The organism is Streptomyces sp. NPDC015345 (assembly GCF_043078805.1).
Classification (GTDB): Bacteria; Actinomycetota; Actinomycetes; order Streptomycetales; family Streptomycetaceae; genus Streptomyces.
In genome coordinates this window covers 1,413,325-1,434,232 of sequence record NZ_JBIBTX010000001.1, presented here as the reverse complement: position 1 = coordinate 1,434,232, position 20,908 = coordinate 1,413,325, and the positions used below count along the sequence as shown (strand labels likewise).

The 20,908-nt window shown below is 70.4% G+C and carries 13 protein-coding genes; 8 read left to right on the top strand and 5 right to left on the bottom strand.

Annotated elements, in window-relative coordinates:
* Nucleotides 1–292: 292 nt before the first annotated feature.
* The 4 genes from ACF062_RS06420 (at nt 293) to ACF062_RS06405 (ending at nt 5,127) form a co-directional block, all read left to right on the top strand.
* A complete protein-coding gene (locus ACF062_RS06420) occupies nt 293–2,167 on the top strand; it encodes an LpqB family beta-propeller domain-containing protein (protein WP_392136370.1) in 1,875 nt (624 codons plus the stop codon).
* A 153-nt stretch (nt 2,168–2,320) separates the two neighbouring features.
* Entirely contained in the window at nt 2,321–3,181 is an 861-nt protein-coding gene (locus ACF062_RS06415) for a ComF family protein (protein ID WP_392136367.1), read from the top strand.
* 306 nt (nt 3,182–3,487) lie between these two features.
* Nucleotides 3,488–4,180, top strand: coding sequence for a ribosome hibernation-promoting factor, HPF/YfiA family (gene hpf / locus ACF062_RS06410; RefSeq protein WP_392136365.1), 693 nt, complete (start codon nt 3,488–3,490; stop codon nt 4,178–4,180).
* 203 nt (nt 4,181–4,383) lie between these two features.
* A complete protein-coding gene (locus tag ACF062_RS06405) occupies nt 4,384–5,127 on the top strand; it encodes a response regulator transcription factor (RefSeq protein ID WP_223774957.1) in 744 nt (247 codons plus the stop codon).
* Here ACF062_RS06405 and ACF062_RS06400 read toward each other — a convergent pair.
* Together ACF062_RS06400 and ACF062_RS06395 are read right to left on the bottom strand one after the other, a co-directional pair.
* Entirely contained in the window at nt 5,120–6,283 is a 1,164-nt protein-coding gene (locus ACF062_RS06400; RefSeq protein WP_392136362.1) for a winged helix-turn-helix domain-containing protein, read from the bottom strand. The two genes, ACF062_RS06405 and ACF062_RS06400, sit on opposite strands and share 8 nt — an antisense overlap.
* Nucleotides 6,284–6,335: 52 nt before the next feature.
* Nucleotides 6,336–6,908: a GNAT family N-acetyltransferase gene (locus ACF062_RS06395; protein WP_392136360.1), complete on the bottom strand. Its 573-nt coding sequence runs from the start codon at nt 6,906–6,908 to the stop codon at nt 6,336–6,338.
* Between the two features lie 212 nt (nt 6,909–7,120).
* On the opposite strand from ACF062_RS06395, the gene secA reads away from it, so the two are divergent.
* Nucleotides 7,121–9,970: a preprotein translocase subunit SecA gene (gene secA, locus ACF062_RS06390; protein ID WP_392136357.1), complete on the top strand. Its 2,850-nt coding sequence runs from the start codon at nt 7,121–7,123 to the stop codon at nt 9,968–9,970.
* A 155-nt stretch (nt 9,971–10,125) separates the two neighbouring features.
* Here the strand turns inward: secA and ACF062_RS06385 are convergent, their stop codons facing one another.
* On the bottom strand, nt 10,126–10,578 hold the full coding sequence (locus tag ACF062_RS06385) for an Rv3235 family protein (RefSeq protein ID WP_392136354.1): 453 nt from the start codon (nt 10,576–10,578) through the stop codon (nt 10,126–10,128).
* Nucleotides 10,579–10,898: 320 nt separating this feature from the next.
* Between ACF062_RS06385 and ACF062_RS06380 the strand changes: the two genes are divergently transcribed.
* Together ACF062_RS06380 and ACF062_RS06375 are read left to right on the top strand one after the other, a co-directional pair.
* The gene (locus ACF062_RS06380) at nt 10,899–11,405 is read left to right on the top strand and encodes a DUF6912 family protein (protein ID WP_392136351.1); all 507 of its coding nucleotides are present in this window, start codon (nt 10,899–10,901) and stop codon (nt 11,403–11,405) included.
* A 314-nt stretch (nt 11,406–11,719) separates the two neighbouring features.
* Complete coding sequence (locus ACF062_RS06375) at nt 11,720–12,394, top strand: HAD family hydrolase (RefSeq protein WP_223774951.1); 675 nt, start codon at nt 11,720–11,722, stop codon at nt 12,392–12,394.
* Between the two features lie 430 nt (nt 12,395–12,824).
* Here ACF062_RS06375 and ACF062_RS06370 read toward each other — a convergent pair whose 3' ends face one another.
* Nucleotides 12,825–13,391 carry a DJ-1/PfpI family protein gene (locus ACF062_RS06370; protein ID WP_223774949.1) on the bottom strand — a complete coding sequence of 189 codons (567 nt, stop codon included), beginning with the start codon at nt 13,389–13,391 and terminating at the stop codon, nt 12,825–12,827.
* A 481-nt stretch (nt 13,392–13,872) separates the two neighbouring features.
* Between ACF062_RS06370 and ACF062_RS06365 the strand changes: the two genes are divergently transcribed.
* A complete protein-coding gene (locus tag ACF062_RS06365; protein ID WP_392136347.1) occupies nt 13,873–18,816 on the top strand; it encodes an NAD-glutamate dehydrogenase in 4,944 nt (1,647 codons plus the stop codon).
* A gap of 90 nt (nt 18,817–18,906) precedes the next feature.
* Here ACF062_RS06365 and ACF062_RS06360 read toward each other — a convergent pair whose 3' ends face one another.
* Complete coding sequence (locus ACF062_RS06360) at nt 18,907–20,637, bottom strand: serine/threonine-protein kinase (RefSeq protein ID WP_392136345.1); 1,731 nt, start codon at nt 20,635–20,637, stop codon at nt 18,907–18,909.
* Between the last annotated feature and the right edge of the window lie 271 nt (nt 20,638–20,908).

Genomic DNA, 20,908 nt, shown 5'->3' with positions numbered 1-20,908 from the left:
CGTCCAGAGGCGCGTTCGCAGGCAGGTTCAGGGGCCCGTTCGGAGGTCCGTCCAGAGGCCCGCTCGGAGGCAGGTTCGGAGGCCCGTCCAGAGGCCCGCTCGGAGGCAGGTTCGGAGGCCCGTCCAGAGGCGCGTTCGCAGGCAGGTTCAGGGGCCCGTTCGGAGGTCCGTCCAGAGGCCCGCTCGGAGGCAGGTTCGGAGGCCCGTCCAGAGGCGCGTTCGCAGGCAGGTTCAGAGGCGCGCTCGGAGGGCCGCTCGGAAGCCGGTCGGGCGAGGGAAGGGGAGAGCACTCGTGGGCGCTGACCGGGAGGGACGCGGCCGTCGTGCGCGCCGTGGGCGTCCGCTGCGTACCGGACTGCTGCTGGGCGGGTGTGGGGCGCTCCTGGCCGGCTGCGCCTCGATGCCCGACAGCGGGAATCTGAAGACCGTCGACGCCTCGCAGCGGCCGGACTCGCAGTCACAGGTCCGGGTCTACGCGATGCCGCCGCGCGAGGGCGCGCGGCCCGTGGAGATCGTGCAGGGCTTCCTTGAGGCGTTGACCAGTGACGATCCGCAGTTCGCGATGGCCCGCAAGTATCTGACGAAGAGCGCGTCGAAGGCGTGGGAACCGGAAGCGTCCACGACCGTCCTGGCGGACGGCCCGTACACGGACGCGGGCAACGCGGGGAACGAGGTGGACGGCAGCCGCCGCTTCTCCCTGACGGGCCAGCAGGTCGCCACGGTCGACAGGCAGCACGCGTACCGGCCCGAAGAGGCGACCTACAGCCAGTCCGTGCACCTGAGCCTGGTGGGCGGCCCGGGCCGCAAGGAGTGGCGCATCGACAGGCCGCCGCCCGGCGTGGTGCTCGGCGAATCGGACTTCCAGCGCATCTACCGGTCCGTCAACAAGTACTACTATGCCGGGCCTTCGGGGACGGGCGCGAGTGGCCGGGCGGGGCTCGTCGCCGATCCCATCTACATACGTCAGCGGATCGACCCGATGACGCAGACGGTGAAGGCGCTGCTGGAAGGGCCGACCAACTGGCTCGACCAGGTGGTCGATTCGAGGTTCGACAGTGGTACGCGGCTCAAGGACCCCGGCAAGTCGCTGACGCCCGACGACCAGAACCGGCTGACCGTGCAGCTCAACAGCCGGGCCGACGGCGCCAGCCAGACGCGGTGCCGGGAGATGGCGGCGCAACTGCTCTTCACGTTGCAGGATCTGACGCCTTCAGGGGTCGAGCAGGTGACGTTGCAGCGGTCCAACGGTTCGATGCTCTGCGTCTTGAGTCAGAGCCATGCCGAGAGTGTCGCGGCGCACCGCAATACGGAGCGGCCCGGCTACCAGTACTTCATCGACGAGAAGCACCGGCTGGTGCGGATGCCGGCCAACGCCGGGAGCACCGCCGCCCCGGAGCCGGTGAACGGCATCCTGGGCACGGGGGATCAGCAGCTGCGCTCGGCGGCGGTCTCCCGTGACGAGAAGCGTGCGGCCGGAGTGTCGCGCGACGGGAAGTCGCTGTACACGGCGTCGCTGTTCCTGGAGGAAACGCTCGGCAAGGCGCAGGTGCGCAGCAAGGCGAAGGCGGAGGAGGACCGTCTCTCCACGCCCAGTTGGGACGGCAGGGGTGACCTATGGGTGGCCGACCGTGACCCGAAGCGGCCGCGGCTGCTCTGGCTCGACCAGGGCGAGGGCGAACCGGTCGAGGTCGAGGTGCCCGGTCTCGACGGGCGCATCGAGGCGGTGCGGGTATCGGCCGACGGGGTCCGTATCGCGCTGCTGGTGAAGAAGGACGACAAGACGTCTCTGTGGATCGGCCGGGTCGAGCGGGGCGAGCGGGGCGTGCAGGGCGAGCAGGAGCAGCCGCGGATCTCGGTGCTCGACCCCACCCAGGCGGCCCCGCGTATGGAGGAGGTCACCGCCATGTCGTGGGCGGGCGGCAGCCGCCTCGTGGTCGTCGGGCGCGAGTCCGGCGGGGTGCAGCAGATGCGGTACGTGCAGTGCGACGGCTCGGTGCTCTCGGGCACCACGCTGCCGGGGCTGACGGGTGTCAAGGAGATCGCGGCGTCCGAGAGTGAGCAGCAGCCCCTGGTGGCGCACTCGGACGACGGGATCGTGCGGCTGCCGACGGGTTCGCAGTGGCAGGCGGTGGTGGAGGAGGGGTCGTCCCCGGTCTATCCGGGGTGAGGCCGGGTCCCCATGCGGGCACCAGACCGTCGGTCTCCGCTCGCCCGCCGGTGACCTGGGGTGATGGCATGGGTCACGGCGCCGGGACAGGTTGTCCACAGGGGGTTTTCCACAGGGGTGGTGGCGCTGCCCGCGGCTTGGCACAGTGGGCGCATGCGGGGGTGGTGGCAGGACCTCACCGACCTGGTGCTGCCGGCCGAGTGCGGGGGCTGCGGGCGGCCTCGGGCGACGCTCTGTGCCGCGTGCCGGGCAGCCCTGTGCGGGAGCGCGCCGCGCCGGGTGCGGCCGGTGCCCGAGCCTCCGGGGCTGCCCGTGGTGCATGCGGCGGCGCCGTACGAGGACGCGGTGCGGGCCGTGCTGCTCGCGCACAAGGAGCGGGGCGCCCTGGGGCTCGCCGGGCCGCTGGGGGCGGCGCTCGCCGAAGCCGTGCGTGCCGGTCTGCGGGGCGGGACGCCGGAAACGCCGCCGCGGGGTGATACGGGGACCCGATCGTGGGTAGACGGCACACACGGCGGATCACAGGGGCGCACGGTGCCGTTGTCGCTCGTCCCCGTGCCGTCGTCGCGTGCCTCCGTGCGGGCGCGTGGTCAGGACCCGGCGCGGCGGATCGCGCTCGCCGCCGCGGGTGAGCTGCGGCGAGCGGGGGTCCCGGCGCGGGTGCTCGCGGTGCTGCGTCAACGGCGTGCGGTGGCCGATCAGTCGGGGCTCGACTCCCGGCAGCGGCAGGCCAACCTGGCAGGCGCCCTGGAGGTGACCGCCGGGGGCGCCCGGCTGCTGGCGGAAGCGGGCGCGGGCCGGATCGTGGTCGTGGACGACCTCATGACCACCGGCGCGTCGATGGCGGAGGCCGTGCGCGCGATACATGACGTAGACATGCAAGAGAAGACCCGCTCGGAGGCCGTACGGGGCCGGGGAACGGATGCTGTGCGAAGGCGGCTATTGGGCCGCCAGAACGCGATCAGCGCGGCCGTTGTCGCCGCCCCACCGGATTCTTTCGAAATAAACCGGAACTGATGGAGAACTTGCGTCGTTGCAGGTGATGAGAGGGTCGATAGACCTGAATGGAGGTACGTCGCAGTAGAGGGTGACGACATCCGCCCGGGCGAGATATGTTCGGTTGTGAGGAATGGCGAACGCCGCGCCTCGCATATCGGAATTGAGGTTTTCCACAATCACCCCGGCCGGTGGGGTGGAGATCTTGCCCTCGGGGGAGGAGGAGGTGGAAGTCACCGAGTCCGAGGCTCCGGGAGTCACCGGGGTCTGGTGCAAAAGGGAGATGCTCCGCCATCGAAGCGGAGTGATCCGGGAACGGAGTTCTGCGTGGACATCGTCGTCAAGGGCCGCAAGACCGAGGTGCCCGAGCGGTTCCGCAAGCACGTGGCCGAGAAGCTGAAGCTGGACAAGATCCAGAGGCTCGACGGCAAGGTGATCAGCCTCGACGTCGAGGTGTCCAAGGAGACCAACCCGCGGCAGGCCGACCGTTCCGACCGCGTGGAGATCACTCTCCGCGGCCGTGGGCCCGTGATCCGCGCGGAAGCCTCGGCAGCCGATCCGTACGCGGCGCTCGACCTGGCCACGGCCAAGCTCGACGCCAGCCTGCGCAAGCAGCACGAGAAGCGCCACAACCGGCGCGGCACCGGCAGGCTCTCCGCCGCCGAGGTCGCCGAGCGAGTGCCGGACGCGGCGTACCTCAATGGAGACGGCACCATCGCGCGTGACGAAGAGCCCGACGGCGTACCGGTCAAGAAGATCGGCTCGCTGGAGATCCAGGGCGAAGGCCCCCTCGTGGTCCGCGAAAAGACGCACGTCGCGGCGCCCATGTCGCTCGACCAGGCCCTCTACGAGATGGAACTGGTCGGACACGACTTCTACTTGTTCGTCGACTCCGAATCCAAGGAACCGAGCGTCGTCTACCGGAGGCACGCCTACGACTACGGCGTCATCCGCCTCAACACCGACCCCATGGTCGCCAACGCCGAGACGGGTGGCGCAGGCGGGGCTCTCGGCGGCTGAGCAGCCCGCCGGTCCCCCCCGACCGCCGTAATGGTGCCCCTGGAGCGTGTGTGCGCCCCCAGGGGCACCATCGTGCGACCAGTGCGCGCACCGGAGCGGCGCCAGGCATGAAATCATGGGCGGGCCGGGCCAACCGGCGTGCTGCCGCCTTGGGTTGGCGCAGCAGAGGCACAACAGGCCACGGCCTTCATGGGGGAGGAACGATGGCGGACAGCTTCGGACCGATGCGTCACCAGGGTGCCGACGACGGCATCGGCATCGGCACGGACGCGGGCGCCCCACGCAAGGAGCCCATCCGGGTGCTTGTGGTGGATGACCACGCCCTTTTCCGCCGCGGCCTGGAGATCGTCCTCGCCGCCGAAGAGGACATCCAGGTCGTGGGCGAGGCGGGCGACGGCGCCGAGGCGGTGGACAAGGCCGCTGACCTGCTGCCCGACATCGTGCTCATGGACGTACGCATGCCCAAGCGCGGCGGCATCGAGGCGTGCACCTCCATCAAGGAGGTGGCGCCCAGCGCCAAGATCATCATGCTGACGATCAGCGACGAGGAGGCCGACCTCTACGACGCGATCAAGGCGGGCGCCACCGGATATCTCCTCAAGGAGATCTCCACGGACGAGGTGGCCACCGCGATTCGCGCGGTGGCCGACGGCCAGTCGCAGATCAGCCCCTCGATGGCCTCCAAGCTGCTCACGGAGTTCAAGTCGATGATCCAGCGCACCGACGAGCGCAGGCTGGTGCCCGCGCCCCGGCTGACGGATCGCGAGCTGGAAGTGCTGAAGCTGGTCGCCACCGGGATGAACAACCGCGATATCGCCAAGGAGTTGTTCATCTCCGAGAACACCGTGAAGAACCACGTGCGCAACATCCTGGAGAAGCTCCAGCTGCATTCCCGGATGGAAGCCGTGGTCTACGCGATGCGGGAGAAGATCCTGGAGATCAGGTAAGGGCGCGCACCAGGGCGGCCGTCAGCTCCGGGCGGTTCACCCGCTCCACCCGTACGGAATCGCAGCCGACCCAGGACGCCGCCTCCATCAGCGCCCGGGCCATCGGCTCGACCGCCTTCGGGGTGTCGAGCGTGACCTGCTTGGCCACCAGCGTGGCGCCCTCGCGCGCGGGGTCGACCCGGCCGAGGAGCCGGCCGCCGGCGAGCAGCGGCATCGCGAAATAGCCGTGTATCCGCTTCGGCTTGGGCACGTACGCCTCGAGGCGGTGGGTGAAGCCGAAGATCCGCTCCGTGCGCGCCCGCTCCCAGATCAGGGAGTCGAACGGGGACAACAGCGTCGTGCGGTGCCGGCCGCGCGGCGTCGTCTCCAGGGCCTTCGGGTCCGCCCAGGCGGGTTTGTCCCAGCCCTGGACCGTCACCGGCACCAGGCCCGAGTCCGCGACCACCGCGTCGAACTGCTCGCCCTTGAGGCGGTGGTAGTCGGCGATGTCCGCGCGCGTGCCGACGCCCAGCGCCTCACCGGCCAGGCGCACCAGGCGGCGCAGGCACTCCGGGGCGCTCAGGTCGTCGTGGAGCAGCGCGTCCGGGATGGCGCGCTCCGCCAGGTCGTACACCCGCTTCCAGGAGCGGCGCTCGGTGCAGACCACCTCGCCGTACATCAGCGCGCGCTCTACGGCGATCTTCGACTCGGACCAGTCCCACCACTCGCCCTTGTTCTTCGCGCCGCCCAACTCCGTGGCGGTGAGCGGGCCTTCGGCGCGCAGCTGCTTGATGACCTGGTCGTACGCGCCGTCGGGCAGGTCGTGGTGCCAGTGCGGGCGGGAGCGGTAGGCGCGGCGGCGGAAGGCGAAGTGCGGCCACTCCTCGACGGGCAGGATGCACGCGGCGTGCGACCAGTATTCAAAGGCGTGGGTCTCGGTCCAGTACGCGGCCTCGACGGTGTCGCGGCCCACCGCGCCCAGGCGTGCGTACGGAATGAGTTCGTGCGAGCGGGCCAGCACCGAGATGGTGTCGAGCTGAACCGCGCCGAGGTGCCGCAGGACGCCCCGCACACCGGATCTGCGGTCCGGAGCGCCGAGGAAACCCTGGGCCCGCAGCGCGATGCGGCGGGCTTCGTCGGCGGAGAGTTCGATGGCGGGGCGCGGCAGGCTCGTCATGGTCGAAACGATAGGTGGCGGCACTGACAGCGGGGGCGAAATCGCCTTGGCCTCAGGGCCGCGCGGGCAGGTATGGCAGCGGTGACTCCATGCCGACGTCGGAGGGCAACAGGGCGCCCACCCAGCAGTCACGGAGGGTGCCCTTGTTCAGCAGGCCCGCGCGGTGCACGCCCTCCACCGTGAAGCCGGCCTTCTCCGCGACCGCCCGGGAGCCCGTGTTGCCGACCTCCGCGCGCCACTCCAGGCGGGTGCAGCGCAGGTCCGTGAACGCCCAGCGGGCGAGGCCGAGCACGGTCTCCGTCGTATAGCCGCGACCCCTCTGTTCCTTGGCCGTCCAGTAGCCGACCTCCCAGGTGCCCGAGCGCGGGTGGTGCAGGCTGGCGGCGGCGATCAGAGGGCCGCCGCCGCGCAGACGTACGGCGAAGGTGTACTCGGAGTCGGCCCGCCACTGACTCGGCACGACGCGCGTAATGAAGGTCTCGGCGTCCACGCGCGCGTACGGCGAGGGAATCGAGGTCCAGCGCTGGATGTCGGGGTCCTGACAGGCCTCGTGGACCTCGTCGATGTCCTCGGCCGCGAAGACGCGCAGGCACAGGCGTTCGGTGGTCAGTGTGACGGGCTCCATCAAGCGATGATGCGGGGGCGCTGTTCCGGGGGCCAGTGTTTTTACCGGCCCGTCGCGACCACCTCATGCGCACGACCCGGCACCTTCGGCGCCCCTCGCCCGTTGACCTCATGGCAGACCTCCCGGCGCAGCCGGGTCCTCGCATACGATGGCCGTTGCCCGACGAGTAAAACCGACCATGCCAGGCCCGACCGGCAAGGAGACCAACCCCCGTGTCCGTCCTCTCAAAGATCATGCGTGCAGGCGAAGGCAAGATCCTGCGCAAGCTGCACCGCATCGCGGACCAGGTCAACTCCATCGAAGAGGACTTCGTCAGCCTCTCCGACGCCGAGCTGCGCGCACTGACCCAGGAATACAAGGAGCGTTACGCCGACGGCGAGACGCTCGACGACCTCCTTCCCGAGGCCTTCGCGACGGTCCGTGAGGCCGCCAAGCGCGTCCTGGGCCAGCGCCACTACGACGTCCAGATGATGGGCGGCGCCGCGCTGCACATGGGCTATGTCGCCGAGATGAAGACCGGTGAGGGCAAGACCCTCGTCGGCACCCTGCCCGCGTATCTGAACGCCCTCTCCGGCAAGGGCGTCCACCTGATCACGGTCAACGACTACCTGGCCGAGCGCGACTCCGAGATGATGGGCCGCGTCCACAAGTTCCTGGGCCTGAGCGTCGGCTGCATCCTGGCCAACATGACGCCGGCCCAGCGCCGCGAGCAGTACAGCTGCGACATCACGTACGGCACGAACAACGAGTTCGGCTTCGACTACCTCCGCGACAACATGGCGTGGTCGCAGGACGAGCTCGTGCAGCGCGGCCACAACTTCGCGATCGTCGACGAGGTCGACTCGATCCTCGTCGACGAGGCCCGTACGCCGCTGATCATCTCCGGCCCCGCCGACCAGGCCACCAAGTGGTACGGGGACTTCGCCAAGCTGGTCACCCGCCTCACCAAGGGTGAGCCCGGCAACCCCCTCAAGGGCATCGAGGAGACCGGCGACTACGAGGTCGACGAGAAGAAGCGCACCGTCGCCATCCACGAGTCCGGCGTGAGCAAGGTCGAGGACTGGCTCGGCATCGACAACCTCTACGAGTCGGTGAACACGCCCCTCGTGGGCTACCTCAACAACGCCATCAAGGCCAAGGAACTCTTCAAGAAGGACAAGGACTACGTCGTCATCGACGGCGAAGTCATGATCGTCGACGAGCACACCGGCCGTATCCTCGCCGGCCGCCGCTACAACGAGGGCATGCACCAGGCGATCGAGGCGAAGGAAGGGGTGGACATCAAGGACGAGAACCAGACCCTGGCGACCATCACCCTCCAGAACTTCTTCCGCCTCTACAAGCGCGACGGCTACGACAGCGGCCTCTCCGGCATGACCGGTACGGCCATGACCGAGGCCGCCGAGTTCCACCAGATCTACAAGCTGGGCGTCGTGCCGATCCCGACGAACCGGCCGATGGTCCGCGTCGACCAGTCCGACCTGATCTACCGCACCGAGGTCGCGAAGTTCGCCGCCGTCGTCGACGACATCGCGGAGAAGCACGAGAAGGGGCAGCCGATCCTGGTCGGCACGACTTCCGTGGAGAAGTCCGAGTACCTCTCGCAGCAGCTCTCCAAGCGCGGCATCCAGCACGAGGTGCTCAACGCCAAGCAGCACGACCGTGAGGCGACCATCGTCGCCCAGGCCGGCCGCAAGGGCGCCGTGACGGTGGCCACGAACATGGCCGGTCGTGGTACGGACATCAAGCTCGGCGGCAACCCCGACGACCTCGCCGAGGCGGAGCTGCGCCAGCGCGGTCTCGACCCCGTCGAGCACGTCGAGGAGTGGGCCGCCGCGCTGCCCGCCGCCCTGGAGAAGGCCGAGCGGGCCGTCAAGGAGGAGTTCGAGGAGGTCAAGGCCCTCGGTGGTCTTTACGTCCTCGGCACCGAGCGGCACGAGTCGCGCCGTATCGACAACCAGCTGCGCGGTCGCTCCGGCCGTCAGGGCGACCCGGGTGAGTCCCGCTTCTACCTGTCGCTCGGCGACGACCTGATGCGGCTCTTCAAGGCGCAGATGGTCGAGCGCGTCATGTCGATGGCCAACGTCCCCGACGACGTGCCGATCGAGAACAAGATGGTGACGCGCGCCATCGCCTCCGCCCAGTCGCAGGTGGAGCAGCAGAACTTCGAGACCCGTAAGAACGTCCTCAAGTACGACGAGGTCCTCAACCGGCAGCGCGAGGTCATCTACGGAGAGCGTCGCCGCGTCCTGGAGGGCGAGGATCTGCACGAGCAGATCGCGCACTTCATGGACGACACCATCGACGCGTACATCGCCGCCGAGACCGCCGAGGGCTTCGCCGAGGAGTGGGACCTGGACCGGCTGTGGGGCGCCTTCAAGCAGCTCTACCCCGTCAAGGTCACCATCGAGGAGCTGGAGGACGCGGCGGGCGACCGCGCGGGTCTGACCGCCGAGTTCATCTCCGAGTCCATCAAGGACGACATCCACGAGCAGTACGCGGCGCGTGAGGAGCAGCTCGGCTCCGAGATCATGCGGGAGCTGGAGCGGCGGGTCGTCCTGTCGGTGCTCGACCGCAAGTGGCGTGAGCACCTCTACGAGATGGACTACCTCCAGGAGGGCATCGGCCTCCGTGCCATGGCGCAGAAGGACCCGCTGGTCGAGTACCAGCGCGAGGGCTTCGACATGTTCAACGCCATGATGGACGGCATCAAGGAGGAGTCCGTCGGCTACCTGTTCAACCTGGAGGTCCAGGTCGAGCAGCAGGTCGAGGAGGTCCCGGTCGAGGACGCGGCGGCCACCTCGCTCACCAAGGGCGGCGTGCAGGACGCGGTTCCGGCGGGTGCGGGTGCGGGTGCCGGGTCGCGGCCCGAGATCCGGGCCAAGGGCCTTGAGGCTCCGCAGCGGCCCGACCGGCTGCACTTCCAGGCGCCGAACGCCGAGGGCGGCGTCGACGAGGGCGACTTCACCACGGATGGTTCGGGTGTGCGGTCCGAGGCGGATGGCATGACCCGGGCGGAGCGGCGCAAGGCCCAGAAGGGTGGGCGGCGTCGCAAGAAGTAGTCGCGTCGGGCGGCGTGGCGGGCGTGAGGTGTCTCGTGTGAGGTGTCTCGTGCGTCGGTGACGTCGGTGACGTCGGTGGCGTGCGTGGTGTAGGTGGAGGGGCCGGGATTGCTTCCGGCCCCTTTCGCTTGGGTGGGTGTGTTCGGCGCGGTTTGTCAGTGCCTTTTCGGGTCTGTTTCCACCGCCGTGCAGCGCCACTTCCTGTCCGCTCCCAGGGCGAGGCGGAACGCCAGCGCGCGCAGCCTCGGGCCCGTCGCCACGCGGGCGAAGACCTCGTACGCCTCGGGGTGCGGCTGGTAGTGGCCGATGCGGTGGATCGTGGGGCGGTGGCCACCCGTGCGGAGCGGGCTGCGCTCCGCCAGGCGGGCCAGGTCGTCGTACGCCGTGTTGGCGATGTGGCGGGCCGCCCAGTGCAGGGGGCGCTGGCCGCTGAGGACGAGGAGGAGGCGTTCCGCGAAGACCTCCGTGGGGTGCGGCGGTGGTTGGGCCGGGACCGTCAGCGGGCGGCGGTCCGTCGGGCGGCGTGAGTCCCTGCGGGTCGGTGGGCGGCCCGCGGGTGGGCGGGACGCGGTCGGACGTGGGCGGGGCCTGGTCATCACCTTGCGCATGTGGTGCCTCCTTCGTCGCCTGTGGCGCCGGTTGGTACCGATGAGTAACTTTGTGTTGGGGATCTTGTACGGGGGTGGGGGGTCGGTGCGCAAGGGGTGGGGGACCGGCCGGGGGTGGGCGTCCGGGTTCACCTATCAGGGGGGTGGAGACCCTTGGGACGTGGTGTTTCCGGGGGTGTGCCGGGTGAATCCGTGGACGGGGGTGGACGGCTCCGCGGGTGGTGGGGGGACCTCGATCGGGGACTCCCGCACGTATCCTGAAGGTCTTCTACGGCCACGAAGGTCCGTCTCGGCGGACGCGAGCGAAAGCGGTCCCGTATATGCGCGTCTACGTTCCTCTGACCCTGCCCCGGCTCGCTGAGGCGTACAAGGCGGGGGAGGTGGGGCCCGGGCCGCTGGTCGCTTACGCCGTGACCCCCGCTCTGCGGGAGTGGTACGTCTCGGACGACATCGAGGAGCTGGAGTACGCGGCGTTGAACCGGGCGGCCGCGGCGTCGCTGCGGTTGGTGGCGGGGGATCCGGCGGCGGCGCGGCGTCGGGTCGTGCTTGCGGCGGATGTGCCGGATGGGGCGGCTGTGGCGGATCCTGACCGGGGGCTCGATCGAGGGGCGCTCGGGGAGGTGCGGGTTGCCGGAGGGCTTTCCTTGGGGAAGGTGGCGGCGGTGCATGTGGACTCGGGGGACGCGGAGGGGGATGTGGGCGCGGCTGCGGCGGCGTTGGGGGCGGCGGATATGGGGGACGAGGATGCGCGGTTCGTGGTGGACGGGGCGGAGGATCATGAGTTGCTGTGGTTTGCGACGCAGGAGATTCCTGGGTTGATCGGCTGAGGGGGCTTCTCGCGGTGGGTGTGTCTTGGGTGCCCCGGGGTGTGCCTGGGGTGCGCCCGGGGTGCGTCTTGGGGGCGGGGCCGCGGGGGTAGGCCCGTGCTCGCCATCTTGGTGCGGGTCCTTTGCTGCTTCGGCGCCCTGGTGACCACCACTGTGCTCCGCGCGCACCTACCCCCGCGTCCCCTCGCGTGCGCTCGCGGGTGCGGGTGGGTGGGCGGTCTCTCCGGTCGTCCGTGCGTCCGGGGTGTGGGCCCTCCCGGGCGGCTCTGGTGGGCTGGGCTTCGGGTGTCGGTGGGGGCGGGTACGTTTTGGGGATGGGGAAAACGGGGCGCGGGGCGCACATCGTGTGGGACTGGAATGGGACCCTCCTGCATGACATTCATGCGGTGATCGAGGCCACGAACGCCTCCTTCGCGGAGATCGGGCTCGAGTCGATCACTCTGGAGCGGTACCGCGAGCTGTACTGCGTGCCGATCCCGCGGTTCTACGAGCGGCTCATGGGGCGGCTGCCGAGTGACACGGAGTGGCGGCTCATGGATGCCGTCTTCCACAAGCACTACTGGGCGCGGGCCGAGGCCTGCGGGCTCGCCGAAGGGGCGGCGCGGCTGCTCGCCGAGCGGCGGGCCGACGGGCGTACGCAGTCGTTGCTGTCGCTGGCTCCGCACGAGCACCTAGTGCCGATCGTGCGGCGGCACGGGATCCACGAGCACTTCGTGCGGATCGACGGGCGGACCGACGACTCGCACGCAGGCAAGGCCGAGCGGATGGTGCGGCACCTGGCCGCGCTGGAGGGCGTCGCCGCCGCCGTCGAGCGGGTCGTCGTGATCGGGGACGCCGTCGACGACGCGGTCGCCGCCGCGCACGTGGGCGCGCGGGCCGTGCTCTACACCGGCGGCTCGCACAGCCGGGCGAGCCTGGAGAGCGCCGGGGTGCCCGTCGTGGACAGCCTGGAGGAGGCTGTGGCCGAGGCGGAGCGGCTCGCCGCCTGAGGTGCGGGGGTCGCCGGATCCGCGTTCACCCTCCGCGCCGTTCTGCGTACGCACTGAGTTCGCGCTGGCCCACCGGCTCGACTGCATACCGCTGGAGCTCGCCGCGGTGCGGCTGCGGGCGGCAGCTCTTCGGCTCCACGCTCATGGTGCAGGGCCTCGTGCGGTGGCTCGCGGGTGACCGGGAGGGCGGCGTCGCGTCGCTGTGCGGGGCCCGGGAGGCGTCCGGCGAGGTCCTGGTCGCCGCGATGTGCTGCCACGGCCTCGCCTGGGCCCGGGCCGCCTGGCTTCTCGGGTGCACGGAAGAGACTGCCCTTCGCGTCCCCTCCCGGCATCGGTATCCCCGAGGATCGGCATCGCGCAGCTCCGTATGCCTGGCGGATGCTCAGCCTCCGCTGCCCGGGCCACCACGGGACCTTCGGCTACCGGCCCCTTACGTCACGGGTGCCTTCGCCCTCAGCACGGTCAGGAACTCCCGCATCCAGCCCGAGTGATCCGTCCACGCACGGGCCGAGACCAGCGTGCCGTCCACCACCACCTCCGCGTCCTGGAAGGTCGCGCCCGCCGCCTGCATGTCCATCTCCAGGGCCGGGTACGCCGTGACGCGGCGGCCGCTCAGGCCGTCGATCGCCGCCGTCAGGAGCGGGCCGTGGCAGATCTGGGCCACCGGCTTGTCCGCGTCGAAGAAGGACTTGAGGATCTTGCGGAGCTCCGGGTCGTTGCGCAGATACTCCGGGGCCCGGCCGCCCGGGATCACCAGGGCGGCGTACTGGCCGGGTTCCACTTCGGCGAAGGCGAGGTCCGCGGGCCAGGTGTAGCCCGGCTTCTCCGTGTACGTGTCGAAGCCCGGTTCGAAGTCGTGCACCACGAACCGCAGCGTCTTGCGGGCCGGGGCGGCGATGTGGACGTCGTATCCTTCCTCGCGCAGGCGCTGGTAGGGGTAGAGGACCTCCAGCGACTCCGCCGCGTCGCCGGTCACTATCAGGATCTTGGCTGCCATCGGTGCTCGCTTCCCGAGTCCGTCACGCATGTCCGTTGTCCGTCCCGCTCAACGTGCATCCCCGCGTCCGGTTTGCCAAGAGGGCCGACAGCAGGGCCGAGCCCCGGACGCACTGTGCAGACTGTCCAGGTTCTGCCCCCGCTTTTGTACACATACGGCTCATGACGGTTCCCGGGCGCGGAGCGATAGCCTTGACCCGTGATCAGCGCGATAGCCCGCGGAGGCATAGGTGCCTCCGCCCTGCGCCCGGGGAACACGGAGGACATCCGTGCCCGGGCCCTCGCTGACGCTTCTTCGCGGTGCGGCCGACCGGCCCGGGCAAGCCATCTGTCAGTGGAAGCGCTGAAAATGGCGGAAAGCCGACCGCTCTTCCCGCACCGCGGCATAACGTCGACCCCGGCAGGAGACCCCGTGCCGCGGCGTTACGTCACATCACTTCCTTCTACGTCACGCAACGGCGCGCGACAGGAGTCAGAGGACAATGCAGACCAAGCTGGACGAAGCCAAGACCGAGCTGCTCGCGCGGGCCGCCCGGGTAGCTGAGAACAGCCCGGTCGGGGGGCGCCTACCGAGTGGTGCACCGACCGGGACGACGAGCGAGGCCACACCGGACCAGGCCACGGCACTCGCGTTCCTCCAGCGCTACTACCTGCACACCGCCCCCGAGGACCTGGCCGACCGCGACCCGGTCGACGTCTTCGGCGCCGCCTTCTCCCACTACCGGCTCGCCGAGAACCGCCCCCAGGGGACGGCGAACGTACGGGTCCACACCCCGACCGTCGAGGAGAACGGCTGGACGTGCAGCCACTCCGTCGTCGAGGTGGTCACCGACGACATGCCCTTCCTCGTCGACTCCGTCACCAATGAGCTCTCCCGCCAGGGCCGCGGCATCCATGTGGTGATCCACCCCCAGGTCGTCGTACGCCGTGACGTGACCGGCAAGCTCCTGGAGGTCCTGCCCACGGAGCCGGTCAGCGAGCGCCCGCACGACGCGCTCGTCGAGTCGTGGATCCACGTCGAGATGGACCGCGAGACCGACCGCGCCGACCTGAAGCAGATCACCGCCGATCTGCTCCGGATCCTCTCCGACGTACGCGAGACGGTCGAGGACTGGGAGAAGATGCGCGACGCCGCGCTGCGCATCGCCGACGAGCTGCCCTCCGAGCCCACCGCCGACGACCTGCGCGACCAGGAGGTGGAGGAGGCCCGCGAGCTGCTGCGCTGGCTCGCCGACAACCACTTCACCTTCCTCGGCTTCCGCGAGTACAACCTCACGGAGGACGACTCCCTCGCCGCCGTCCCCGGCACCGGCCTCGGCATCCTGCGCGCCGACCCGCACCACGGCGACGACCACCACCCGGTCAGCCCCTCCTTCAACCGGCTGCCCGCCGACGCGCGCGCCAAGGCCCGCGAGCACAAGCTGCTCGTCCTGACCAAGGCCAACAGCCGGGCGACCGTCCACCGCCCCAGCTACCTCGACTACGTCGGCGTGAAGAAGTTCGACGCCGAGGGCAACGTCGTGGGTGAGCGGCGCTTCCTCGGGCTCTTCTCGTCCGCCGCGTACACCGAGTCCGTGCGGCGCGTGCCGGTCATCCGCCGCAAGGTGGAGGAGGTGCTCAAGGGCGCCGGGTTCTCGGCCAACAGCCACGACGGGCGCGACCTGCTCCAGATCCTGGAGACCTACCCGCGCGACGAGCTGTTCCAGACGCCCGCCGACGAGCTGCGGGCCATCGTCACGAGTGTCCTCTACCTCCAGGAGCGGCGCCGGCTGCGGCTCTACCTGCGCAAGGACGAGTACGGGCGCTACTACTCCGCGCTCGTCTACCTGCCGCGCGACCGCTACACCACCGGCGTCCGGCTGCGGATCATCGACATCCTCAAGGAAGAGCTGAACGGCGCCAGCGTCGACTTCACCGCCTGGAACACCGAGTCGATCCTGTCCCGCATCCACTTCGTGGTGCGCGTTCCCAAGGGCGGCGAGGTCCCCGACCTCTCCGACGCCGACGTCGAGCGCATCGAGGCGCGGCTCGTCGACGCCGCCCGCTCCTGGGCCGACGGCTTCGCCGAGGCGCTGACCGCCGAGTGCGGCGAGGAGCGCGCCGCCGAACTCCTGCGCCGCTACGGGACCGCCTTCCCCGAGGGGTACAAGGCCGACCACACGCCGCGCGCCGCCGTCGCCGACCTCCAGCACCTGGAGCAGCTCAGCCAGGGCGACAAGGACTTCGCGCTCTCCCTGTACGAGCCGGTGGGCGCCGCCCCCGGTGAGCGCCGCTTCAAGATCTACCGCTCGGGCGAGCAGGTCTCCCTCTCCGCGGTGCTTCCCGTCCTCCAGCGGCTCGGCGTCGAGGTCACCGACGAGCGTCCGTACGAGCTGCGCTGCTCGGACCGTACGCACGCGTGGATCTACGACTTCGGGCTGCGGATGCCCAAGTCCCCGAACGGCAGCGGCGACTACCTCGCCGACGACGGCCGCGAGCGCTTCCAGGAGGCCTTCGCCGCCGCCTGGACCGGCGCCGCCGAGGTCGACGGCTTCAACTCGCTGGTGCTGCGCGCGGGCCTCAACTGGCGCCAGGCCATGGTCCTGCGGGCCTACGCCAAGTACCTGCGCCAGGCGGGTGCCACCTTCAGCCAGGACTACATGGAGGACACCCTCCGCAACAACGTCCACACCACCCGGCTGCTCGTCTCGCTCTTCGAGGCGCGCATGTCGCCGGACCACCAGCGCGCCGGCACCGAGCTGACCGACGGCCTCCTGGAGGAGCTGGACGGCGCGCTCGACCAGGTCGCGTCGCTGGACGAGGACCGCATCCTGCGGTCGTTCCTCACCGTCATCAAGGCGACCCTGCGGACGAACTTCTTCCAGAAGACGGAGAGCGGCCGGCCGCACACCTACGTCTCCATGAAGTTCGACCCGCAGGCCATCCCCGACCTGCCCGCGCCCCGCCCCGCGTACGAGATCTGGGTGTACTCGCCCCGCGTCGAGGGCGTCCACCTGCGCTTCGGCAAGGTCGCGCGCGGCGGTCTGCGCTGGTCCGACCGGCGCGAGGACTTCCGTACCGAGATCCTCGGCCTGGTCAAGGCGCAGATGGTGAAGAACACCGTCATCGTGCCCGTCGGCGCCAAGGGCGGCTTCGTCGCCAAGCAGCTGCCCGACCCGTCCGTGGACCGCGACGCGTGGCTGGCGGAGGGCGTCGCCTGCTACAAGACGTTCATCTCCGCCCTCCTCGACATCACCGACAACCTGGTCGCCGGTGAGGTCGTGCCGCCCGTGGACGTGGTGCGCCACGACGAGGACGACACCTACCTCGTCGTCGCCGCCGACAAGGGCACGGCGACGTTCTCGGACATCGCCAACAAGGTCGCCGAGGACTACGACTTCTGGCTCGGCGACGCGTTCGCCTCCGGCGGCTCCGCCGGGTACGACCACAAGGGCATGGGCATCACCGCCCGCGGCGCCTGGGAGTCCGTCAAGCGGCACTTCCGTGAGCTGGGCTGTGACACCCAGTCCGAGGACTTCACGGTCGTCGGCGTCGGTGACATGAGCGGTGACGTCTTCGGCAACGGCATGCTGCTCAGTGAGCACATCCGGCTGGTCGCCGCGTTCGATCACCGGCACATCTTCATCGACCCGAAGCCGGACGCCGCGACCTCCTACGCCGAGCGCCGCCGCCTCTTCGAGCTGCCGCGCTCCTCGTGGGCCGACTACGACAAGAAGCTGCTCTCCAACGGTGGCGGGATCTTCCCCCGCTCCGCCAAGGCGATCCAGCTCAACGCCCACATCCGTGGGGCCCTCGGCATCGAGACCGGCGTCGCCAAGATGACCCCGGCCGACCTGATGCGGGCCATCCTCCAGGCCCCCGTCGACCTGCTGTGGAACGGCGGCATCGGTACGTACGTGAAGTCGTCCGCCGAGTCGAACGCCGACGTGGGCGACAAGGCGAACGACTCGATCCGCGTCAACGGCTCCGACCTGCGCGTGAAGGTCGTCGGCGAGGGCGGCAACCTCGGCCTGACCCAGCTGGGACGCATCGAGTTCGCGCGCGCCGGCGGCCGCATCAACACCGACGCCATCGACAACAGCGCGGGCGTGGACACCTCCGACCACGAGGTGAACATCAAGATCCTGCTCAACGCGGTCGTCACGGACGGCGACATGACCGTCAAGCAGCGCAACAAGCTGCTCGCCGAGATGACCGACGAGGTCGGGCAGCTCGTGCTGCGCAACAACTACGCTCAGAACACCGCCCTTGGCAACGCGGTGGCCCAGTCGCCGTCCCTGCTCCACGCCCACCAGCGCTTCATGCGCCGCCTCGGCAAGCAGGGCCACCTCGACCGGAGCCTGGAGTTCCTGCCCAACGACCGGCAGATCCGCGAGCTGCTCAACGCCGGGCGTGGCCTGTCCCAGCCCGAGCTCGCCGTCCTCCTCGCCTACACGAAGATCACGGCCGCCGACGAGCTGATCCAGACGACGCTGCCCGACGACCCGTACCTGCGGCGACTGCTGCACGCGTACTTCCCGAAGGCACTGCGCGAGAGGTTCCCCGACCAGGTCGACGGGCACGCGCTGCGCCGCGAGATCATCACCACCGTGCTGGTCAACGACACGGTGAACGCCGGTGGCTCGACCTTCCTGCACCGGCTGCGGGAGGAGACGGGCGCCTCGCTGGAGGAGATCGTGCGGGCCCAGCTGGCCGCGCGGGAGATCTTCGGGCTCAGCGAGGTCTGGGACGCCGTCGAAGCGCTCGACAATGTCGTCGCCGCCGATGTCCAGACCCGCGTACGGCTGCACTCGCGCCGTCTCGTCGAGCGCGGCGCGCGCTGGCTGCTCAACAACCGGCCGCAGCCGCTCCAGCTCGCCGAGACCATCGCCTTCTTCGGCGAGGGCGTCGCACAGGTCTGGGACGAGCTGCCGAACCTGCTGCGCGGCTCGGACCTGGAGTGGTACCAGGGGATCCGCGACGAGCTGACGGCCGCGGGTGTCCCGGACGAGCTCGCGCAGCGCGTCGCCGGGTTCTCGTCCGCCTTCCCGACGCTCGACATCGTCGCCGTCGCCGACCGGGTGGGCAAGGAGCCGATGGCCGTCTCCGAGGTCTACTACGACCTCGCCGACCGGCTGCGCATCACCCAGCTCATGGACCGCATCATCGAACTGCCGCGGGCCGACCGCTGGCAGTCCATGGCGCGCGCCTCCATCCGCGAGGACCTGTACGCGGCGCACGCCGCGCTGACGGCGGACGTCCTCGCCGCCGGGAACGGCGCGGCCACGCCCGAGGAGCGCTTCAAGGCGTGGGAGGAGAAGAACGCGCCGATCCTGAGCCGGGCGCGGGCGACGCTGGAGGAGATCCAGAGTTCGGACGCGTTCGATCTGGCGAACCTGTCGGTGGCGATGCGGACGATGCGGACGCTGCTGCGTACGCATTCATAGGCGTCTTCGGCGGTACGTGAAAGGGGGCGCCCCGGGCCTTGCGGCTCGGGGCGCCCCCTTCTGCTCGCTGCTCGCGCGGAGTCGGCGGGGTCAGTCGCTGATCTTCCAGAGGGTGACCTTGCCGGTGACCGTGGGGACGTCCGAGTCGTACTTGGCCGGGGTCATGCCGTTGATCTCGTACATGGCGAGGTTGCCGTCGCGGGTGACCGTGCACAGGCGCGTGCCCTTGGTGACGAGGCCGCGCTCGCCGAAGTCGTCGGCGCCGACCTGGGCGGGCAGCGCGTCGGTCTCGGCGCCCGCCCTGCACTGCTCGGCGGTCGTCCCCGCGCTCTTGCCCACGGTGGACTCGAACTCCCACGTGGAGTCCCTGATGATCATGTCCCGCAGGTCGGAGTCCATGGTGGCCTCGGTGTCCGCCTTGGGCTCGTCGAGGTCGACGTACGTCGTGTCGAGTGAGCCGGGGGTGCGGACGGTGAACGGCTTGTCCTTGAAGAGCACGGTGTAGGACGCGTCGTCGGGCGGCGGCGGTGCGGTGCTGCCGGTGGGGTCGCCCGAGGGGGCCACGGACTCCTTCTGGGAGGGGTCCGTGTCGGGGTCCGCCGACGCCGAGGTCTGCTTGCCGTCGTCCTTCTTGCCTTCGTCGTCGCCCTTGTCCTTGCCTAGCACCCACACCGCGGCGGCCGCGCCCGCGCCGACCGCGATGACCAGGGCGGCGGCGATCAGGGCGAGGCGGCCGCGGCCGCGGGGCTTCGGGGTGGGGGCCGTGGGCTGCGGGGCCAGGTTGAACGTGTGGGGGCCGGTCTGCGGGGGCTGGGTGCCGGGGGCCTGCGGGTAGCCGTAGCCGGTGGCCGGCGGGGGCGGGGCCGTGGGGGGTGCGGCCGGGGCCTGCGGGGCCGCGGGCGGTGGCGGGTTCTGGGCCGACCGCTCGCGGCGGGCGATCTCGGTGGCCAGGGGCTGCGGGAGCCAGCCGTCGAACTGGGCCAGGGGCCGCCCCGCCGCACGCTCGCACCACTCGGCCAGCTCGGCCGCCCCGATCCGGTCCGCCGGGTCCGCGGCCAGGCAGCGCTCCAGAAGGGTCCGCAACTCATCGTCGTATGAGGCGAGTTGCGGCGGCCGGTGGGCCGTGTTCGCGATCTGCGCGGCGATGGTGATGGCGCCGCCGTCGCCGTACGGGTGGCGGCCGGTGGCCGCGACGGCCGCGATCAGGCCGAGCGAGAAGACATCGGTGGCCGGGCCGACCTGCTCCCCGAGCGCGTGCTCGGGTGACATGTACTGCGGGGTGCCGATCAGGCCGCCGGACTGGGTGAGCTGGGTGGCGTCGGCCGCGCGGGCGATGCCGAAGTCGATGACGTACGGACCTCCGGAGCCCAGCAGGATGTTGCTGGGCTTGAGGTCGCGGTGGATGACGCCCGCGGCGTGGATCGCGGTCAGGGCGCGAGCCGCGCAGCCGATCAGCTGGAAGACGGCGGGCAGGGGCAGCGGGCCGTACGCGGCGAGGGCGTCGTGCAGGGGGATGCCGGGGATGAACGCGGAGGCGAGCCACGGGAGTTCGCCGGAGGTGTCGTGGTCCACGACCGGGACCAGGTGGTAGCCCTGGACGCGGCGGGCCGCCTGGACCTCCTGCTCGAAGCGGCGGCGGAAGTCGGCGTCCTGGCCGTACTCGCGGCGGATCACCTTGAGCGCGACGGGCTGGCCGCCGCGGGTGTGGGAGAGGTAGACGGTGCCCATGCCGCCCTCGCCGATCCTGGCGAGGAGGCTGTAGCCCGCGGCCTCTCTCGGGTCCTGGGGCCCCAGGGGGCTGAGGATTTCGGTGCTGCTCATGGTGGTTGGGAGCCTCCCCCGGTGGATGCGCGACGCCTGCGGCGCGTGAAGCGTTCAGAGCTTACGACACGCTTATGCCGGGGGAAGTTCCCGTGGGGCGGGGGGAATTCGGTCCGGGCCGCCGGAAGCCGCAACTGTTTGCGGGTGGTAGGTGCGGAGTTCATGTGTCGCGGCATCAACTATTGGAAAATAAAGGCTTGTTGAGTCGACCAAGGCCTGCCGGGCACAGAAGGCCTGTCGAGTACAGCGGGTTCCGGGCACGTCCGTCAGC

Coding starts and splice junctions, on each gene's coding strand:
- ACF062_RS06415 (WP_392136367.1), top strand. CDS start 2,321: ATGCGGGGGTGGTGGCAGGACCTCACCGACCTGGTGCTGCCGGCCGAG.
- ACF062_RS06405 (WP_223774957.1), top strand. CDS start 4,384: ATGGCGGACAGCTTCGGACCGATGCGTCACCAGGGTGCCGACGACGGC.
- ACF062_RS06400 (WP_392136362.1), bottom strand. CDS start 6,283: ATGACGAGCCTGCCGCGCCCCGCCATCGAACTCTCCGCCGACGAAGCC.
- ACF062_RS06395 (WP_392136360.1), bottom strand. CDS start 6,908: ATGGAGCCCGTCACACTGACCACCGAACGCCTGTGCCTGCGCGTCTTC.
- ACF062_RS06385 (WP_392136354.1), bottom strand. CDS start 10,578: ATGCGCAAGGTGATGACCAGGCCCCGCCCACGTCCGACCGCGTCCCGC.
- ACF062_RS06380 (WP_392136351.1), top strand. CDS start 10,899: ATGCGCGTCTACGTTCCTCTGACCCTGCCCCGGCTCGCTGAGGCGTAC.
- ACF062_RS06375 (WP_223774951.1), top strand. CDS start 11,720: ATGGGGAAAACGGGGCGCGGGGCGCACATCGTGTGGGACTGGAATGGG.
- ACF062_RS06370 (WP_223774949.1), bottom strand. CDS start 13,391: ATGGCAGCCAAGATCCTGATAGTGACCGGCGACGCGGCGGAGTCGCTG.
- ACF062_RS06365 (WP_392136347.1), top strand. CDS start 13,873: ATGCAGACCAAGCTGGACGAAGCCAAGACCGAGCTGCTCGCGCGGGCC.
- ACF062_RS06360 (WP_392136345.1), bottom strand. CDS start 20,637: ATGAGCAGCACCGAAATCCTCAGCCCCCTGGGGCCCCAGGACCCGAGA.